General features: G+C 69.9%; 14 protein-coding genes and 2 pseudogenes. 2 read left to right on the top strand and 14 right to left on the bottom strand.

Annotation, left to right across the window (positions count from 1 at the left end):
- Positions 1-121: 121 nt before the first annotated feature.
- The 7 genes and pseudogenes from ACFVH5_RS26205 to ACFVH5_RS26175 form a co-directional block, all read right to left on the bottom strand.
- On the bottom strand, positions 122-2191 hold the full coding sequence (locus ACFVH5_RS26205; protein ID WP_385836216.1) for a sensor histidine kinase: 2070 nt from the start codon (positions 2189-2191) through the stop codon (positions 122-124).
- Positions 2178-2948: a response regulator transcription factor gene (locus tag ACFVH5_RS26200; RefSeq protein ID WP_385836215.1), complete on the bottom strand. Its 771-nt coding sequence runs from the start codon at positions 2946-2948 to the stop codon at positions 2178-2180. The genes ACFVH5_RS26205 and ACFVH5_RS26200 overlap by 14 nt, the downstream gene beginning before the upstream one ends.
- 289 nt (positions 2949-3237) lie before the next feature.
- Positions 3238-3577, bottom strand: a pseudogene (locus ACFVH5_RS26195) (MerR family transcriptional regulator).
- A 1201-nt stretch (positions 3578-4778) separates the two neighbouring features.
- Positions 4779-5183: a hypothetical protein gene (locus tag ACFVH5_RS26190; protein WP_385836214.1), complete on the bottom strand. Its 405-nt coding sequence runs from the start codon at positions 5181-5183 to the stop codon at positions 4779-4781.
- An 84-nt stretch (positions 5184-5267) separates the two neighbouring features.
- Positions 5268-5615, bottom strand: coding sequence for an alpha/beta fold hydrolase (locus ACFVH5_RS26185; RefSeq protein WP_385836213.1), 348 nt, complete (start codon positions 5613-5615; stop codon positions 5268-5270).
- A 273-nt stretch (positions 5616-5888) separates the two neighbouring features.
- On the bottom strand, positions 5889-6080 hold the full coding sequence (locus tag ACFVH5_RS26180) for a hypothetical protein (protein WP_385836244.1): 192 nt from the start codon (positions 6078-6080) through the stop codon (positions 5889-5891).
- Positions 6081-6546: 466 nt separating this feature from the next.
- Positions 6547-7005, bottom strand: a pseudogene (locus ACFVH5_RS26175) (BTAD domain-containing putative transcriptional regulator); the annotation flags it as partial.
- Positions 7006-7482: 477 nt separating this feature from the next.
- Between ACFVH5_RS26175 and ACFVH5_RS26170 the strand changes: the two are divergent.
- Complete coding sequence (locus ACFVH5_RS26170; protein WP_385836241.1) at positions 7483-8274, top strand: IclR family transcriptional regulator; 792 nt, start codon at positions 7483-7485, stop codon at positions 8272-8274.
- Between the two features lie 773 nt (positions 8275-9047).
- On the opposite strand, the gene ACFVH5_RS26165 is transcribed toward ACFVH5_RS26170, so the two are convergent.
- The 6 genes from ACFVH5_RS26165 to ACFVH5_RS26140 form a co-directional block, all read right to left on the bottom strand.
- Positions 9048-9440: a hypothetical protein gene (locus ACFVH5_RS26165; RefSeq protein ID WP_384800918.1), complete on the bottom strand. Its 393-nt coding sequence runs from the start codon at positions 9438-9440 to the stop codon at positions 9048-9050.
- 371 nt (positions 9441-9811) lie between these two features.
- Complete coding sequence (locus ACFVH5_RS26160; protein WP_385836212.1) at positions 9812-11755, bottom strand: hypothetical protein; 1944 nt, start codon at positions 11753-11755, stop codon at positions 9812-9814.
- A complete protein-coding gene (locus ACFVH5_RS26155) occupies positions 11755-12510 on the bottom strand; it encodes a hypothetical protein (RefSeq protein WP_385836211.1) in 756 nt (251 codons plus the stop codon). Before ACFVH5_RS26155 ends, ACFVH5_RS26160 begins: the two co-directional genes overlap by 1 nt.
- A 12-nt stretch (positions 12511-12522) precedes the next feature.
- Entirely contained in the window at positions 12523-13383 is an 861-nt protein-coding gene (locus ACFVH5_RS26150) for a hypothetical protein (protein WP_385836210.1), read from the bottom strand.
- Between the two features lie 443 nt (positions 13384-13826).
- The gene (locus ACFVH5_RS26145) at positions 13827-14882 is read right to left on the bottom strand and encodes a calcium-binding protein (RefSeq protein ID WP_385836209.1); all 1056 of its coding nucleotides are present in this window, start codon (positions 14880-14882) and stop codon (positions 13827-13829) included.
- Between the two features lie 56 nt (positions 14883-14938).
- On the bottom strand, positions 14939-17623 hold the full coding sequence (locus ACFVH5_RS26140; protein WP_385836240.1) for a LuxR C-terminal-related transcriptional regulator: 2685 nt from the start codon (positions 17621-17623) through the stop codon (positions 14939-14941).
- 246 nt (positions 17624-17869) lie between these two features.
- Between ACFVH5_RS26140 and ACFVH5_RS26135 the strand changes: the two genes are divergently transcribed.
- Positions 17870-18100: an e9imm peptide gene (locus tag ACFVH5_RS26135; RefSeq protein ID WP_385836208.1), complete on the top strand. Its 231-nt coding sequence runs from the start codon at positions 17870-17872 to the stop codon at positions 18098-18100.
- A 235-nt stretch (positions 18101-18335) separates the two neighbouring features.
- Here the strand turns inward: ACFVH5_RS26135 and ACFVH5_RS26130 are convergent.
- Positions 18336-18896, bottom strand: a 561-nt coding sequence (locus ACFVH5_RS26130; RefSeq protein ID WP_385836207.1) for an ACT domain-containing protein, incomplete at its 5' end; no start/stop codon positions are given.

Here is an 18896-nt window from a genome sequence, read left to right as displayed (position 1 = left end):
GAGGGCTCCAGTTCCAGCCCGGCTTGGTCGTTCCTGGTTGCCGATCCGCACCAGGTTCCGGGCATGGCTTCACCCTGACGGCCACTTGTGAGGAAACTGTCAGAGCGCTGTCGTCATCCCATCAGGGTCGACCGGGGCCCTCCGGCTTCCGTGACCCGGCTGTCGGCAGCCGCAGGGTGAAGGTGGCCCCCTCCCCCTCCGTGCTCGCCACGTCCACCGTGCCGCCGTGGGCCTCGGCGAGCTTGAGGACGATCGCCAGGCCGAGGCCGCTGCCGCCGGTGCCGCGATTGCGGGACTTCTCCGCCCGCCAGAAACGGTCGAACACGTACGGGAGGTCGCCCGCCGGAATGCCACTGCCGGTGTCGGACACCTCCACGGCGAGCTCGTCCCCCGGGTCGGTGACGTACCGGCGCAGGGTCACCGTGCCGCCGGCCGGGGTGTGGCGCACCGCGTTGGAGAGCAGGTTGCTGACGGCCTGCCGCAGCCGTACGGGGTCGGCGTCGAGGAGCGGTGGGTGAGGGGTGCCCGGCGGCGGTGTCAGGACCGTGAGGGTGACGCCCGCCGTCTCAGCCAGCCCCTGGTGCGCGGCGGCGACCTGGCCGAGCAGCTCGTCGATACGTACCGGCTTCCGGTGCAGCCGCAGGGCGCCCGCGTCGGCCGCGCCCAGGTCCTGGAGGTCGTTGATGAGGTGCTGGAGCTGCACCGCCTCCTCCAGGAGCGAGGAGACGAACGCGGGGTCCGGCACGGCCAGTCCGTCGTGGGCCGCCTCCAGCCAGCCCCGGATGTTGCTCAGCGGCGTTCGCAGTTCATGGGCGACATCGCTGACCATCACCTTGCGCTGCTCCTCCAGGCGGGCCCGGTGCACGGCCATGTCGTTGAAGGCCGCCGTCAGCCGTCCGATCTCATTGTCGGAGGCGACGGGCACCGGCGTCGCGTGCAGGCCTTCCCGCATGCGCTGGGCGGCGCCGGTGAGCGCGTGCAACGGGCGTACGAGCCTGGCTCCGGCGAGCACCGAGGCGCCGACGGTGAGGGCGAGGACCAGGGCGGTGACACCGGCGATGCGTGCGGTGTTGGCGCGGGAGAGGTCGAAGCCAGGCACGCCGGCGGCACCGGGGCCGTCGATGAACAGGAGTGCGGGCTCGGCAACATATCCCGTGAGCTGTTCCCGGCGAGCGCTTTCGACACAGCTGGCCACGGCCCGGTCGTACGCGCTGTCGCGGATCTCGGCGGGGGCGTAGTCGAGTGCGTCGCCGGAAGCCGCTTTGCGTTCGGCCGTCGCGGCGTCCTCCGCCTTCTTGGCGGCCAGGGCCTTCGCCTCGCGATCGCTGAGGCCGTCCTCGGCGCCGGAGACCGCGTCGTCCCGCCCGTATGCGTAACTCCGGTCCCAGGACAGGTCCAGGTTCAGTTTCACGGCGGTGCGGCCCTGCCGTTTCAGACAGGCGTCAGCCAGTTGGTTGAGGGCGCTCAGGGCCTTCCGCTCGGTCGCGGTGGGACCGACCGGGTAGGACGCAAAGCACTTGGCCTCCATGTCACGGTCGGTGACGTTGTCGGTCCCCGCCTCGGTCTCGTCGCTCACGAACTGGACGCGGGGCCGTCCGCCCGGGCTCTCGACGACGTCGGCGGCGATACCCATCCGGCTGAGGCACTCCACCCTCCCGGCGGAGGCCTTCCGCAGTGCGTCGTGTTCCTTCGCGGGCAGCCGGAAGGGCCCCACGGCCCGTGGATCGACGCGGTCGGCGCCGGCCCTGGCGTCGTCGGGCACCAGCACGGTGTCGACGGAGCGTGGATCCACGACCGCCGAGGCCTGCTGAGCGAGCAGATCGTCGGACGAACCGCCGCCCGCTGAGCGCGAGTTCGCCGAGTCCACGAACGGGCGTCGGCCCGGCGTGGTGAGCACGATCCGGCGCCCGGACTCGACAGCCAGTTCTCGCACGGTGGTGTCGACGCCGTCCCAGTCGGGGTGGGTGGCCGCGTAGCCGAGGAGGGTGTCGTAGATCTTCGCGTCGGACTTGAGGTTCTGCCCCTGCTCCTGGCGGATCGCGACGGAGGTCGTCTGCACGGCCAGCCAGGCGGTCGCGGCGACCGAGCACGAGGCCACCAGCGCCGTCACGGTCAACAGCCGCCCCGCCAGGCTCTTGCGCAGCGGCAGCCGGGCGGCACCCACCGCACCTCCCCTGTCAGGACGACGCATGGCGCACATTCTTCGCGGGGTCCATGAGTTTGTAGCCGACGCCGAAGACGGTGATGAGGCGGGCCGGCCGTCGTGGGACGCGCTCGATCTTCTTGCGCAGGTTCATGACGTGCACGTCGACGGTCCGGCCGCTGATGTACTTGTCGAAGCCGTGCAGCTCGTCAAGGAGCCGTGCCCTGGTGAAGACCCGGCCGGGCTCGGCCGCCATCGCCGCGAGGAGACGGAACTCACCGGGCGTACACTCTACGGGCGCCCCCGCGACCGTCACCTCGTGCCGCGAGGGATCGACCCTGAGCACGCCGACCGTCAACACCTCGTCGTCCGGGGCCTCTTCGGGCCCCGAGGCGGGAGCGGGGGCGAGCACGGTCGCCGGAGCCGGGTCGGGGCCGCGCCGGTTACGGCGAAGCAAAGTCCTTACCCTGGCGGTGAGTTCACGCGGACTGAACGGCTTGGTCATGTAGTCGTCGGCGCCGAGGTCGAGGCCGAGCAGCAGATCGTCCTCGGTACTGCGGGCCGTCAGCATCAGCACCGGCACCTCCCGGCGTTCGGCGCGCAGGATCCGTACGACGTCGAGACCGTCGGCCCCGGGCATCATCACGTCGAGGACGACCAGGTCGGGTTCCTGGTGCCGGACCGTCTCGAGAGCCGTCCGGCCGTCCTCGACGACCGTGACGGCGTGACCCTCGTGCTCCAGATAACGGCGCACCAGCTCGGCCTGCTTCGCGTCGTCTTCGGCGACCACAATGTTTGCGCACACGCCGCAGATCGTAGCGACCGCCGGCGCCGGGAGGTCGGAAGTGTCCTTACCGTGACGGCGGTTCGGTGGTGGACGGGCGAGGGCGCAGGGCTCCCGTCGAGCGTCCCGTGAGGTCGAGGAGCAACTCGGCGAAGAGGGCGTCGCCCCACGCGAACCAGGGGCGGGTGAAGGTCGCGGGTCGGCCAGGGACAAACTCGCGGCAACGGCGTTGACCAGCGCACCATTTACGCGTTGCACACCTCCATCACCCAGGCAGCTGCACAGAAGGAACAGGCGCCGGCTTGAGGGCTCAGGCCGCTTTCCCCGTGTGCGGTTCGCGTGCCGCACGGTGATGTTCGGCGTTGATACGGCGGGCTTCTTCGAGCTGGTCCTCAAGGATGACGATGCGTCAGGCCGCCTCGACGGGGGTGCCCCGGTCGACGAGTTCGCGGGCGCGGGCGGCGACGCGCAGCTGGGTATCGGGAGTAACGGCGGTGACCGCCCTCGGAGCGCAGCGGGGTCATCAGCCGGGCTTCGCCGATGGCGCACAGGAAGCCGGCCGTGGTGCCGAGCGTTTCGGCGGCCCGGCCCATGGTGCAGGAGGGGTGGTCGTCATCATCGAGACGGCCGAAGGAATCGTCTGCTGTCACTTGCACCTCGTCTGTGGAAGCCGTGGAACGCGTGGAGGGGCCCTGACGCCGTATGGCACCAGGGCCCCGAAGGAAACTGCTACACCATCTGCCAGCCCCGATACTGCACCGGCCTTCTGCGTCCGCAGACCCGACCCGAGTGCTGTCGGAACTGCTGCGATCGCGGTTGCTTGACCGGAGACCACCTCACTATCGATGTCCTGCGGTACCCGGGGTCAAGATTTCCGCCCGGGTGATCCTGATGGCGCCTGTCAGATCCTTCACATCCACGGCGCCCATCCGCATGCGGGCGGCGAGAGCAGCGACGACGTGGCGGAGCGGCAAGCGCGCGATACATCACCGGCGACACAAGCAGCCTGATCTGCCGCTGTACCCATTCACCACCTCATCGGCCCCTGACATCTGTCAGGGACGCGGCGCCCCAGGCACGGTCTACCGTCCGAAGCGCTGACTCGGACAGCTCTTGGCTTACGGCGGCTGGAGTGAGAGCGCCGTGAACGCTGCCGAGTAGTCGATGACACGACGAAGGTCCCGGCAGGTGGGCAGTGCGGCACGCAAGGTCAGTGTCGGTGATCGTGGGCATGGCGAGCTGATAGTCAGTCAGGACGCCGTCGACGATGGCGTCCACGTGGGAGTAGGTGTGCAGGCGCGGGCCGAAGATTTTCGGCTGATCCATGGTCGCCAGCAGGGCGGAGTCGTCCAGGCCGGTGCGGTGGCGGCGGTGCGTTTGGGCTGCGACCCGCCGGTGGGCGGCTCGGCCAGGCGGGGGGGGGCGTCCCACACGCCGGGACCGCCGCCCTCCGCGGGGTGGTGCCCCTGACGGGGTGAGCCCTTCCCGGGGCGCGATACACCCACGCCGCGGGAACCGTCCGACAGACAGGAAGGCAGCGTGGGGCGGATACCGGAGCTACCGGAGGGGCGGGCGTCGCCGGCCCACGTTCCGGTACACCGGTCCGGCAAGCTGTGGAGATGCTGGCCGTCTCATCCGGTGACGGCCGTGGCGGCGAGCGGGGAGCGGCGCCGAAGCCGCAGGAGTCGTAGAAGGTGTTGAGCAGGTGCGTGCCCGCCTCCGTCTGCTGCTGCCAGAAGTCGGCGGTGTGTCCGATGCCGGGTAGGACCACCTCGCTCCCTCGACTCAGTGAGGGCAGCAGCTCCTTCGTGGCGTTGACCGGCGGTGTGGAGAAATCGAGTTCGCCGCCGATCAGCAAGGTCTCCACGGAACTGGGGCGCACCGTGCGGTATTCGGCGTTGTCCGGGCTGTCCGGCCACACGATGGAGTATCCGTCCGGTCCGCCCAGAGGAAATCGGTGGAGGAGTTGCCCAGGATCGATCCGTGATCACCGCCCCGGCCGTAGTAGGTCCGCATGGCGGGCGCGTCGATGGTGGCGAAGGAGGCGAACTCTCCCCACACCGCGGAGCTCGGCAGTGTGACATCCGCCAGCACCGACATGGCCCACATCGCGCCGGGTCCGCCGCCGAGGTGGGCGTCGATCACCGCGGGCGCGTTGCCAGGTGCCGAGCCCTCGCCGTTCATGTGCATGGAGCACTGGCTCAGGATGCTGACGTTCGTCTTCTTGATGCTGAAGGGCCCCCACCTGCTGGGCATGTCGGCGACCTTGGATCGGATGGTGGCGGCTAGGTCGCAGGTCTTCGCGTCGCAGGCGCGGTCTGCCCCGCAGAGGTCGGCGTACTACTCGAACTGTGTGTCGGTGATGCGAGGGTCCCAGAACAGGTGTCCGGGCGGGTTGACCGAGATCATCGCCGAGCGCTGGAGTGCCTCCGGGTGACGCCATGCGTAGATCATCGCGGCCCGGGTGCCGGCGCTGGAGCTGAGCAGGTTGATCCGCCGGTAGCCGAGCGTTCTGCGCGCCGACTCCATGTCCTCGACGCGCTGGACCGCCGAGTAGCCGGTCAGGTCGACGCCGGTGCGCTGCAGCCGGTCGGCGCACCGGCGACACGTCAGCCACCGCGGCAGCCGCGTCCTGCTCCACGTCCGGCCCGGGGTGCAGAACCAACAGCCGGAACAACCGGGCCGCACCGGCGCTCAGCGCACTGTAGGACCAGGAGAACACCGCCCGCACCCGGCTGGCCTCCTCTCCCCCCGTCCAGCGCGTCCAGCCGCCGGCTCGCCTCGCGCAGTTCCTCCGCCAGCGCCCTCAGCGGTCGTCGCGGCCGTACGGCCACACGCGCCGCGACGACCGCCAGCGCCAGTCCCGCGCACGACGCGACGATGTCCGCCACGGCCTCCGGCTCGGCCGCCACCCGTTCTGCCCGAGCCGCGCCGCCAGCACGTCTGTCGCCGCGTCCCGGCTCAGTGAGCCGACCGCCACAGCAGATGGGCGCCCTCGGTCACCGCCAGCCCGGTCAGCCGGTTGCGGCTGGTCACCAGCGCCATGCAGCCGACCGCTCCCGGCAGCAGCGGACGGACCTGTTCCTCGTCCCGGGCATTGTCCAGCAACACGATCATGCGCCGCCCCGCCAGCAGGCCTCTGTAGAGCCCCACTTGGGCTTCCAGATGAGGTGGCACGCGTTCGGACCGCACCCCGAAGGCGGCCAGGAACGCGCGTACCGCCCGTCGGAGGCACCACCGTCCCCTGCGGATCGAATCCCCGCAGGTTCACGTACAGCTGCCCGTCGGGGAACGCGCTCCTCACCCGCCGCGCCCAGTGCACGGCCAGCGCCGTCTTCCCGACCCCCGCCATGCCCGACACGGCCGAGACGACCACCGCCGCGGACTCTCCCGCCGCCGAGGTGAGGATCGCCGCGAGATGAGCAAGTTCTTCGTCACGCCCGGTGAACCCGCTTAGGCCAGTGGGAAGTTGAGCAGGTAGTTCGGGCGTACGCGGTCCCGTCGACGGCCGCCGCGACGGGAGCTCGGACCGAGCGGCGGACTCCGACCGCTGCCCCCGCAGGATCGCCTGGTGCAGTTGCCGCAGCGGCGGCCCCGGATCGGCACCCAGTTCCTCCGCCAGCCGTTCACGGACGGCCACGTAGCAGTCGAGTGCCTCCGCGCCACGTCCGGTGTCGTGCAGTGCCTGCATCAGTGCCTCGGCCAGCGGTTCCGCCAGCGGATACTGGCCGAGCAGATCAGTCAGCGGGCCGATGACGGACGCGGGATCACCGAGGTTCAGTTCCGCGCGGGCCCACCCCACGGCGGCATCCTGGTGCTGCCTCCGCCAGGCCTCCCGCATCCGCGCGGGCCACTGTCCCTGCAGTCCGGACAGGGGTTCTCCCCGCCACAGCCCGAGCACCTCGGCGAACAGCCGTGCCCGAGCCGGGTCGGTCCGCTCCACCGTTCGCACCTGTTCGATCAGTTGCCGGAACCGGTACACATCGACCTGGTCCGGGCGGGCTTCCAGCAAGTACCCGCCGGAGCGCCGCACGAGGTGTAAGGGTTCCCTCGCCGTTTCGGCCGCCTGCTCGCACATCCGCCGGATCCGGGCGACATGGGCGTGCACCGCGTTCCGCGCCCGTCGGGCGCATGCGTGCCCCAGACCCGCTCAATGACCACTTCGGTGGCGACGGGGCCGGCCGACGTCCACCGCCAAGGCTGCCATCACCGTACGGCGCTGTGGCGGTCCCACCTCCACCACGCGGCCCCCCACCGACAGTTCGACGGGCCCGAGCAATTGCACGTCCACCATGTGCTCCGCCTCCCTTTTCAGGAAGCGTCCTCCTCTTTCCACGGGACGTGTGCGCGAAGCGACAACCCTTCGACAAGGTTTTACGCCACACCCCGGTGCCAGTCTGCAGGGGTGCGGTCGAACGGACGGGAGATGGCCACGTTCCGTCCGAGCACGGCGGCGGAGGCCGTCGCCCGTCGTCCGCGCGACAGCCGAACGGGGGGCGAGAGTGTGACCGGGCATGACGTGATGACCTTGGAGACACGGACGGCGGTACGAGCCCTGGGGACCGGGCCAGGCAGTGCCCCGCCGCCGTCGGAACCCGCCGGTGCGGGCGCCGGCACGATCGGTTCGACTGCCACGGCGGGCGCGGCCGCCGCTGCGGGCGCCGGCGGACGGAGCGTACTTGAAGGTGCCTTCGCCCTGCTGGCGGCGGTGGAACGGACCGAGGAGGCAGTGGTGACAAGGCTGGCGTCGGAGTGCGAGCTGCCCAAGTCGACCGCGTACCGGCTGCTGGAGCAGCTGGCCGACCTCGGTGTGCTCGAACGGTGCCGCGGGAGTTACCGGGTGGGTCCTCGGATGTTCAGCCTCGGGCGGGAGTGGCAGCCTCATCCGCGGTTGCGGTCCGCGGCAAGGGAACCGATGCGCCGACTGGTGGAGGCCACCGGCATGGCGGTGGGGCTCTCCGTGTTGTGGAGGGACGAGACCCTGGTGGTGGAGTGGAGTGCCGGTGAGGCCGAGCACCCGGTCTCGCTGCAGCCCCGTACGACCTGGCCCTGGTTCACCACGGCCGGCAAGGTGCTGCTGGCCGGAGCCGGCCCCGATCCCCTGCTGAGGCCGCTTCCCGCGTCGTGGGCGTGGGAGGCCGCCGCGATCCGGGAGCGAGGCGTCGCCTTCGACCGGGAGGAAGTGATGAGCGGGGTGTGCTGCGCGGCCGTACCGCTGCTCGGAGCAACCGGCACTCCGGTGTCGGCCCTCTGCGTCCTGACGGATCCCGCACACCACCTGGAACGGCTGGGAGAAACCTGCCGGCAGGCCGGGCAGGTGATCAGCGCGGGCCTGCGCGGCCGGTGAACCGCACGATCGGCGCTGGGGTCACGGTCCGGCACTCCTGAGGTCAGCGCCTCGCGGGCACCAGGCCCCGGACCGACCCCGAAGACACCCGGAGTTCCACCGCACGGACGGCGGAGAGCCGGACCTCCCCGTCGTGCCCGAAGGGGAGAGGGGCTCCGTCGGCGTACTCAAGGAGGAGGGACGGCCCTGGGCGAGGGGGTGGCGGGCGGTCAAGGCCGCCGGGTCGGCCTGCGCGGGGCGGTGCAGCACGATCGCGTAGCCGTCGACGCCATCCTCCCCGGCCGGCCCTCGCACGGCTGTCGGCACAGATGGACTGAATCCCCCTTCCCCGGCTCCCACGCCCCCGGTCGTGTCGCCCAGAACACCAGCGCCGCGGTGCTGGAGGCAGTGGTGAAGCTGGCCGATCATGCGGTTGAAGAGGTTGCTCTGTGCGCTGGCGTGCCAGTCGCCGTGATCGTCGTGGCGGCGCCTGTGGTGGGTTTTGGCGCCGGTTGAGGTGGTGATCGCGGAGGAGCCCCGCCAGCGCGGCGTCGACGGAGTATCCGCACAGAGCCATCAGTCGTCCACCGGAGTATCCCCGCGGGCCTGGGGCCGACCAGGGGCGAGTGGCGGAGAGGTGCACCGGGCACGGCCTGGGCAGGGCTAAGCGCCACTGTGACGAGAGTAGAACCAGGCGAAGGCCACCTTCATGTCCGGCGCTCAGCCGAAACGCGAGAAGGTTCGAGGCCATGTTCTTCGAGGCAGAGTTCGATGACAGACCGTCAATGCCAGGCTCAGGTAATACGTCGGTACGCGGCGCGGGCGTTGGCGATGCGGGCGAGGGCGGTTCCGCAAGCCGTTGCGGCAAGGAGGCACGCGAGCCAAGCGGTGTCGCGGTGTCCGGCCCAGGTGACGTGTCCGAGGGGCGGGATGGCGAAGCCGTTGAGCAGCAGCCAGCACAGTACGGCGGTGCCTGGTGCGGCAGTGAAGCGGGCGCACAGTCCGAGTACAGCGGCAAGGAGGGACAGTGCGAGCAGGGCCGTGCCGGGATGTCCGTGTTCGCCGAAATGGTTGGTGATCGCCACCAGCAGCAGGGCGCCGGTGAAGGCCGCGAACCAGACAATCGGAGTGGCAACGGGCTGGGGAACGGCCCTGGCGCCTATGCTGATCCGCACCCACTCGATCAACGCATACTCCCTTCGGCATGAACGCGAGGCAGGGCAAGAGTTCTCGTCGACCCCTGGGCTGCAGAAGAATATTCCCATGGGACGCCCGCTCGCCGCCCCCGATCATCGGCCATTTCCATGCCGCGGACCGGTGCAGCACCTCCGGCCACGCCTACCTGACCCAGAGGTTGAGGTCCTAAAGCACCGCTCTTCATGCAAGCGGGGATAGACCGGAACGACCGCACCACAGCGGGCCGCCACAGGACTGCTGCCCGCGCCCGCAGAGATGGCCCCGCATGGCGCAGCGACGGCCCGGCCGGTGCCTCCTGGAGACGTCACGTTTGAGAGAGTCGGCGCGTACCGCCACCGGTTCGTGAGGGCGGGCGGCAGCGTCACTGCTCCTGCAGATCCAGGGACAGGCGCATCGACGTGCTGGTGGTGGAGGTCGATGCACGGCAGCCGGAGTCGGTCTGCAGGGTCTGTACCGACGCCCTGATCAGGTCGAGTCGCGACGGCCCGTTTCTGTCGGCGACGAGTCGGGCCTCCATCCAGGTCGTCGTGGTGCCGACGCCGGTGCTCGTCGTGCGGCGGCCGCTGAAGAGGCGCGTCGTCCCGTGCACAGCCGTGGAGCGCAGGACGGGTACCTCCGCGGTGTCTGCGGTGAGCCGACCGTCCGTGTGCAGGGTCCAGCGGGTTCCGCGGAGGCGGTCCCCGAAGTTGTGGGCCCATTGCGGCGAACCGGACAGGGTTTCGGCCGATACGACCGCCGCTGTGCGGAAGGTGCGCGGTCCGTCCGGCACAGGAGCCACCGGCGTCCCTGAGGGGGTGTCGCGCCGGGCGCCGAAGGTTGGCAGGCCCGGTGGTCGCGCCGGAGCGGGCGGTGGCGCGGAGCCGAGGCACGGCGTGGGCGTAAGCGTGGCGTTGTCGGGCTGTCCCAACCCCGGTGCCGTCGGGGATACATGCGTGGTCCGGCGGTCGTCCGGGAAGAGGTCCTGCGTCGGACCAGGTGCCAATGGCAGCATGCCCAGGAGGAGCAGCACCGCGGGGAGCAGGGCAGCTATCGCGTAGGGCCGCGGCAGTCGGACGGCCTGCGCGGTCCAGGATGCTTGGACTGTCGGGGTGGCATGGATTGCCCGGCGGCCTGTGCGGGCCAGCGCCGCGGTGGCCGTCGGCCAGAGCAGGACCACCGCCAGCGTCGCCCACCAGGCGGGATCTGCCGTGAGGGACGTGTGAGCGAGGCCGAGTACGTGCCCGGCCACACGATCCTGCCGCGCCCCCAGCAGCGCGTACGCCGCCAGGGCACCCAGCACGGCGGTCAGTAGTTTGGCCAGCAGGGCGAGGGGCCACAGCAGGGTCAGCAAGGACTGCGCGGCAGGGTCCGACGCCCGCAGTGCGCAGCGGACCCGCAGCCGGATCGGCGGATGGTGGAGCCGGGCGAGCCCTCCGCGGTCTCCCTCCTGCGACGCTCGCAGCGCGCGTACGACGGCCTCCGCGCCGCACTCCCGTACGGCGCCCCGGTCCGCCGCCAGCTCGGCCGACCACAGTGCGGCGACCACGAGCAGCAGCACCATGGGCAGGCTGCACAGGATCAGGACCACCTCGGCGAGAACTGGCCCCGCGGTGGCGTCGCCGGTGACGAACAGCCAGGTCACGGGCGGGACGACCAGGACTGCGAAGACGTAGGGCCAGCCGCGAACCAGGGCGGTGAACGGGCTGCCGAGCCCGGCGACGTGCTGGTCGCCGTGGCGAAGGTGTCCGATCTCGTGCATGAGGACGGCATGTGCCGCCTGCGGGTCGGCATGCCACAGATGGACGAACGGGGCGAACACGCCGATCCGTGCGGTCCGCAGGCCGGCCGGGTAGACCCGGGCGAAGGGCCCGGGCCGGGTGCTCACCCGAAGTTCGGCGCCGGACGCGTGCTCGTTCAGTACGGTCGTCATCTGCTCGTGGAAGTGCGGCGCCGCAGTCCCACCGGCCCCTGAGCCGGTCCTTGCCGCCGGTGCCATCAGCGGGTGGTTTGGGGGCAGCAGTCCGTAGCGCCTCTCCACGTAGCGACAGCGTGCCCGCGGGGCGAGCAGGGCCAGGGCAGCCGCGAGCAGGAAGCCAAGGGGGAGCAGTTGAACCAGGCTGAGCATCGCGGTGACGGACCGCCCCTGCTGCGCACCGTCGATCTCCCCGAGGCCGCTCCCCCGGTGGGAGACCTGGCCGAGCAAGCCGGGGACCTGGAGCACGAAGAGCACCAGACACACCCACAGCCAGGGCGGCGGCTCGGGTGCGGGGGTCCGAGGTGCTGCGGGGGCGCGTCGGCCCGGATGCCTGGCCTGTGCGGGGTCCATCAGGGGGTTGTCCGTTCGTCACCGGCGAGGGGTGCGGGGCCCGTTCCACCGTGCGGTCGGCGAAGACGGGACAGCAGCCTCGACACGGCGGACACGGCTCCCCGTGGCCGCCGTGTTCCGCGTGTGCCCTCCCCGCTCGGTGACCGGGGTGAGCTTCGGGTACGGCGCCGGCCGCCGACGGTCGTCTCAGGTGGCTCCTGGCCGATGAGCGCATCGAGGAAGTCGACCACCCCGCCGGGATCGTCCTGCGCGAGCAGCCGGGCCGTGACGTCGGCCGCCAACTCGTCGGCCGCCGCCGGATCGAGACCTCTGGCCCGGAGCCGCTCACTCATCCGCAGAAGGGCTCGCATCACCTCGACGTCCAGCACCCCGGGCGCAGGTGCTGGGGCGGCAGCGGCCTGCGGCGGCGCCTCCTCGCGCATACGCCCCGGGGCGCGGGCGGCCCGTTCGGCGCGCAGACCCATGACAAGAGCCGTGGCCGACAGGACGTTAGCCAACTGCGCACTGCCCAGTGCCGCCTTGAGCGCGTCGGCCGTACAGGCCAGGGCGTCCAGCACCGCCGGCAGGAGGCTGGCCGCCCCACCCCCCATGCCGCCGGGCACCGATCCGCCGGCGGCGTAGAGGCGCCGGCGCGCGGCTCCACCGGCGGCGTACGCCCGTGTGGTCTGGGCCGCCAGTGCGACCTCGCGCGGCGCTGCCCAGGAGGCGATCCGCAGGCCCCAGCCGTCCAGCAGGTCGGAGTCATCTGCCGTCATCAGTGCTCCACCTCATGACGCGGTCCCGTCGAACTCGAACCGGAACTCGATCAGGCTGTCGGTGCTGTCGCCCTCGGCGCTCAACGACGCGGTGGAGGCGTCGAGTTGGCCCGAGAAGGTGGTGTCCACGGCGAGCGGATGCGGATAGCCCCCGGGGAGGAGGCCCAGATCGGCGCGGCAGGCAACCACCGGACTCGACCAGTTGAAGAGGTTCAGGGCCACCGCCTGATCCGTGTGCGGATCGGTCAGCCGGGCGTCCAGTTCGCCGTCGGACCAGTCCACATCCCAGTACGTCAGCAGCGCCTGCGGATCACGGGAGTTGCCCGCGAGATCCTCGCTCGACGCGGTCCCGACCGCCGAGGACCAGAAGGACACCGCACCTGCGTCGGCCGGATCGCCCGCGGCGAACAGCAGGGAGAACGGGTTGTCCTCCGTCTCGTCTCCCGCACTTCGCGGGCGGCCGAGGTCGAGGGTCGCGTCCAGGGAGTAGCTCTGGCTGTCCGCGAGCCGGCGCGACCCGTCGGAGGCGCAGAAGTCGTAGACGTCGACGGACAGTTCGGCGGTACCGGAGTAGCGCGTGCCCCAGAGTGCGGAGGCGTCCGACTCGTCCTCGGTCGCCGGTTCCTCTTCCGGCGAGGCCGCCTGCGCAGTGTCCCCGGCCGTCGAGGTGTCGACGGCCGAAGGCGTGGCGCCCGGCGCCGACGTGGTCGGCGGCGCTGCGGAGTCGGTGGATGTGGCCGGTGCCGTCGAGGCCCCGGCTGATTCTTCCCCTCCAGCACTGCACCCGGTCAGCGGGACGACCAGAAGTCCTGCGCACACGGCGGCGGCCACACGGGGCCCGATGGATTCAGACAGCTCACGAACGCGTGTCATGACAGGCATGACATCCCCTCCCCCATACCCGGCTGCTCCCCCAAGAGCCGTCAGGAATGGGGACGTTACGCTTCGCGGTTGTTCCACTACAGCATGTGGATTCGTTCGTTACCGTTTCGTGCCGTTACGGCCAGTCAGGAAAGCCTGCACCGGCACATGGCCGCCCAACTCGTCGCCCGGCACCCACACCGCAGGACCGTGAGCGCTAGCTCCGCCACCTCGGCCTGCAGCGGGTGCGTCCGCGCAGGGCGGCCGTCGCCTACGCCGTCGATGGTTGCAGCGGTTTCGGGCCTCGCGTAGTCCTCGAAGTCGCGTGCGCTGCAGAACTTCCGAATCGGCGTTCTGGGCAAGGCGCCGCGGCGCCTTGCCCAGAAATCGTCACCTGGCCGGGTTTTGGCCGGACCGCTTGCCCAGGCGCCGGCTGGCCGCAGACCTTCTGGTTCCTATCCTTCGCACAGACCCACGCTGTCACCAGTGTCGAACTGGCACGTGTCGGTGTTCGCGCCGCCGTCGAGTGTGTCGTTTCCGGAGATGTTGTCCTTACCGTCCAGCGTGTCGTTTCCGAGGCCGCCGATGAGGGTGTCGGAGCCGAAGCTGCCGATCTGTCCGATCAGGTCGCCCACGAGACTGTCGTTGCCCGCCCCGCCGTCGAGACGGTCACTGCCACCGAAGCCCAGAAGGGCGTTGTTGCCCGCGCTTCCGGTGATCGTGTCGCTGAACTGGCTTCCGTAGATGAACTCCACGTCGGTCAGGACATTGTCGCCTTCTCCGCCCGCCCCGTCGTCGGCGGTGTTGTCGATGTCGACGACCACGCCCGTGGTGCTGTCCAGGTAGCTGGCGATGTCGGTGCCGCCGCCACCGCTGAGTGTGTCGGCGCCGGTTCCTCCGACGAGCACGTCCGAGACGGGGCCACCGTTGACGGTGTCGTTGTCCGGTCCACCGTTGAGAACGTTGGTGTTGCCCTGCGTAGAGCCGCCGGTGATGGTGTCTCTGCCCGCTCCCCCGTTGAGTTCCCCGCGGATGGGGGCGGTCTTGTTGATGGTGTCGTTGCCGTCTGCGGCGTTGACGACGACCGAGGTGTTGACGAGGTCGATCGGGCAGGCCACCGTGCCGTTGCTCAGCAGACTGCAACCGGTACCGGCAGCAAGGGTGTCTGCCGTGTCCTGAATGATGAGGGTGGTTCCCGACAGGCTGATCGTGATGTTGTTCGCTCGGCCGGCTGCCGCGTTGACGACCACGTCTGTCCCGCTTCTGGCGACACCTGTGGCCGCGTTCGCCTGTCCTCCCGCGATCACCACGGCAGAACCCATCATCGCGGCCACCACAGTGACGCGGGCTAACGCTCTTCTCTTCATCGGCTCCCCCATGGTGACGACCGTTTCTTTGCGTTGGACGAACGGTGAACTCTCTGATGAAGAGCATGGCCGTGGCGGTGTCCCAGAGGATGAGTAGGCGCTACTTACATCGATCTGCCGCACAGCAGGACGCGCTGCGATCACCGGCCGACTGCGGTGGCACGCCGCTCGAACCGGTGCACGGCTGGACCGGGATCACGTTACGACGGGCTGTGAGACTGGTGGGACTGCACTCCCGGTGGTACGCGGAGGGTCTGCGCCAGTTCCCGGCGCGTGGTCACGCCGAGCTTCGCGTAAATGTGCTGCAGATGGTTTTCGACGGTCCGCACCGAGAGCGTCAGAGTGTGGGCGATCTCCTTGCTGGTGTTGCGGGCCGCAGCGAGCAAGGCGATCTCCTGTTCACGGTCAGTGAGCGGGGTGGGGGTGAGGATCGAGGTCAGCAAGGGTGTGCGGGCACCTTCGCACCGGGTCGCAGCCACAGCCGCCCGGCGGGAGGCCGACAGGATACGACGGGGAAAATGTGCCAGCGCGGTACTGGAGGCCGCTGCCGTCGCGGCCTCTGCGGCGAGCAGATCGGCGCCGATGCTCTGGCAGGCGTCTGCGACATCCAAAAGCTGATCGGGGTCGTCGGCGGCCAGTGCCGAAGCAAGGTGGGCGCGGGCCGGCGCGAACTGCCCGTCGCACTGCTGGGCGAGCTCGGCCAGTCGGTCCACGACATGTGCTGCGCCGCCCAGCCGAGCGACGTCGGTGAGCAGCATGCCTTCGCTGGTCAGATGGCCTGTCGTACGGGCTTTCTCAGCTGCGGCGGTCAGGACGGATCGGGCTTTGCCCAGCTGTCCGCGGGCTGCCAGTAGCCATGCCTCTCCCAGGTGTTCCTCCCCGGCGGACAGCGGACCGGGAGGCAGCTCGGGCAGGGCGCGGTGAGCGTCGAGCAGACCCTCAGCCGTGTGCAGGTCCCCCGTCACAGCTGCACAGGCGGCCAGCCCGGGAAGAACCACGCGCAGCGCCATGGAGTGGTCGATGCTGCGGGCGAGGGCGGCCGCCTCGGCCCACCAACGGCGAGCCGCTGCGGGGTGGCCGGCCAGCCATTCGGTACGGCCGAGGACGACAGCCATCCACACACGAACACCCGCACCGGAGGCCGTCAGTTCCGCATAGGCGTTCTCGCCTTCTCGGCGGGCGTCGGCAAGTCGGCCGGCTTCGGTGAGGGCGAGCACGAGGGGGATGCGTTGAAAAGCAGGATGGGATGCCAGAGCCTCTTTGTGGATCTGCCGGTGGACGCCATGGACGTGCTCCGCCCAGACGACGGCCTCGCGGGTCCTGCCCATCAGCGCCAGCCCAGCAGGCTTCATCCAGGCGCCTCGCAACCAGACGTTGACGTGAAGGTCCTGGCCGAGTTCGCTCTTCAGATCCATCAGCAGGGCCAGGCCCTCAGCGGGCCGTCCCGACGCGATGCGCAGAAAGCCTTCGTTGACCTGGAGTTGCCGGCGGCCCGCCGGACTGGTGATCCTGCCCCGCACACGGTCGTTGACCAGCAGCGCCTCGGCAACAGGAGCGTTGCTCCACAGAAGGTTTGTCGTCCGGACCAAGGTGACCGCCAGTGTGTCCTGTTCGCCGACCGCCAGCGCGTCGGCGTGGGTGAGTGCCGTCTCGGCATCGTCCCAGCGGCCCAGCTCAAGGAAGGCTTCGCCCAGTCGCAGATGGGTGGTCATGGTTCGGTGCTCTTCGGGCAGCGCCTGGAGCAGGGCTATGGTCTGGTGGTAGTCGTGGGCGTGACGTGCCAGTACAGCAGCCTGCAGGAGCAGATCGGGGTCGGCCGTGCCGGTGGCGGCCAGCCGCCACGTCGCTATGTGCAGGGGGTCTTCGCGGCGTCGGACGCCTCGTGCCTCAACGCGTGCGACCTGCTCCAACAGCAGGTGTCTTCGGCGCAGGACCGGGAGACCCGCACGCAGCACCTCGCCGTAAAGTGGGTGGGCCAGGGAAACACTCGTACGCCGTCGGGTTTGCACGACGCGGATCAGCCCAGACTGCTCCAGGGCCGTCAGCTCGTCCGGTGTGGCCAGGACTTCGGCATCGGCGAGGGACAACGGCTCGCACAGGGCCAGCAGTTCTAAAACGGTGCGCCCCGCGGCATCGGCGGAAGCGAGCCGGCGATCGATCAGTTCGGTCAGCCGCATGGTGCCCGGCAACCGTTGTCGGCCGTCGCGCAGGTGCCAAAGTTCCCCATCGCGCGTGAGGTCTCCGGTGCTCAGCGCACCGAGGACCAGCTCACGCAGGTACAGGACGTTGCCACCACTCGCAGCAGTCAGTGCGCGCAGGCCGGCCTGCGCCATCGGCGCCTCAAGCACCGCATGCAGCAACGCATCGATCTCCTCAGGAGGCAGCACGTTCACCTCGACCCGGTGCAGTCCGTCCCCGTCGCACAGTGCCGCGACAGCGTCCCCGTACGGCTCACCCGTGCGGAGGGTCCCCAGCAGCATGATGACCCTGGCATCCATCAGCTGCCGCAACAGCACCGCCGACGTCGCGTCCAGCAGATGCATGTCGTCGATCAGCAGCACTCGCCGCCCTGGGCCGCCGGTCAGTCGTTCGGCGACCACGGCGAAGGCAGCCACCGGGTCGGACAAGTCCAGTCCGTAAGGCAGCAGATGTGCGATGGCTCCCAACGGGACCGTACGCGCTGCAGCACTCGCCGTAGCCCGCTCTACCCGCAGCGCCCCCGCATCGGTCCGCTCCACACACTCTTCTGCCAGCCGGGACTTGCCCGCTCCGGCCGGCCCGGCCACCACAAGCCCGTGACACCTGCGGTCGGCCAACGCGGCCACACATGCCGCCAGTTCGGAGTCGCGGCCTACTAACGGCCACCGGTCCGAGCGGTTCCGCACCACGGTCTCTCCCCACCATGACACGACGATCAGGTATCAGATGTAGATACGTTCTGGCTCCATGGCGCCGTGCAAGTGCGCTGCGGAGCTCATACAACTCACAGCAGCCTAGACGCTTGTCCTGACGCTGACCGTTCCGGGACGAGTGGAGACTCCAGCTCTCCACTTTGGTCCGGGGTTTCTTGTCAGCTGGGAGCCGTCCGGGCAATCCTGTGTCCCACCAGGCTGACTCGCTGGAGGGACTCAATGAGTGCTGTCGAGATGAATCGCGCGGAGTTGGTTGCGCTCGTGCAGCGGATCATCCAAGCGGACTACACCTCGGACGACGAGGTGGACTGCTGGCTGGAGAGGCTCGACAGAATCCTGGGATGCCCGTCCGGTCACGTCTGCGGCTTGATCTTCTGGCCACTGGAGCGGGAGCTCTCGGCTGATGAAGTGGTCGATCAGGCCATGGCGTATCGGTCGATCGCTTTGTGAGGTCGGTGCTCAACTCCGAAGCCAGTCTTGTACCGTGCAGTCCGCCCGCTGTCCCGGCGTGACAACCAGGGACAACGGACGGCATGAATCGTCGGCGCTCAGAAGGAGTTGCTGGTGAACCCGCCCCGCGAGCGGCCGAGTCCCTCACCTCCTGCACCCTCTCCATCAGCCGGGCGAGCAGGCTCTGCCACAGCGCTTCGCCCTGCTGTTCGGCCGTCCCGGGGGCCGATCCCACTCACTTGACGAGGTTCACCGACCGGGCCGACGTGGCACCGATCTCGCCCGCGACCTCGTTCACCGCTTCCTGCGGGACTGTGTCGTCGACGGTGAGGACCGCCAAAGCCTCGCCTCCCGCCGCGGAGCGGGACACCTGCATGCCTGCGATGTTGATACCCGCCTCACCGAAGACCCGGCCTACCGTGCCGACCACGCCCGGACGGTCTTCGTAACGCAGCACCACCATGTGGTCGGCGAGTGCCAGGTCCACGTCGTACTCGCCGACGGCGACGATCTTCTGGTGGTGCTTGGGGCCGGCGAGCGTGCCGGAGACCGAGACTTCCTGGCCGTCGCTGAGGGTGCCGCGCACGGTCACCACGTTGCGGTGGTCCGAGGACTCCGAGCTGGTCGTCAGCCGTACCTCGACACCACGCTCCTGCGCGAACAGCGGAGCGTTCACGTAGGACACGGTCTCGTCGACGACGTCCTCGAAGACACCCTTGAGCGCGGAGAGTTCGAGCACCTTGACATCGTGCTGGGTGATCTCCCCGTACACCTCGACATCGAGACGCACCGCGAC

The organism is Streptomyces sp. NPDC127119, from assembly GCF_042677425.1.
Lineage (GTDB): Bacteria > Actinomycetota > Actinomycetes > Streptomycetales > Streptomycetaceae > Streptomyces.
The sequence above is the reverse complement of the archived record's forward strand: the minus strand, read 5'-3'. Positions and strand labels throughout refer to the sequence as shown.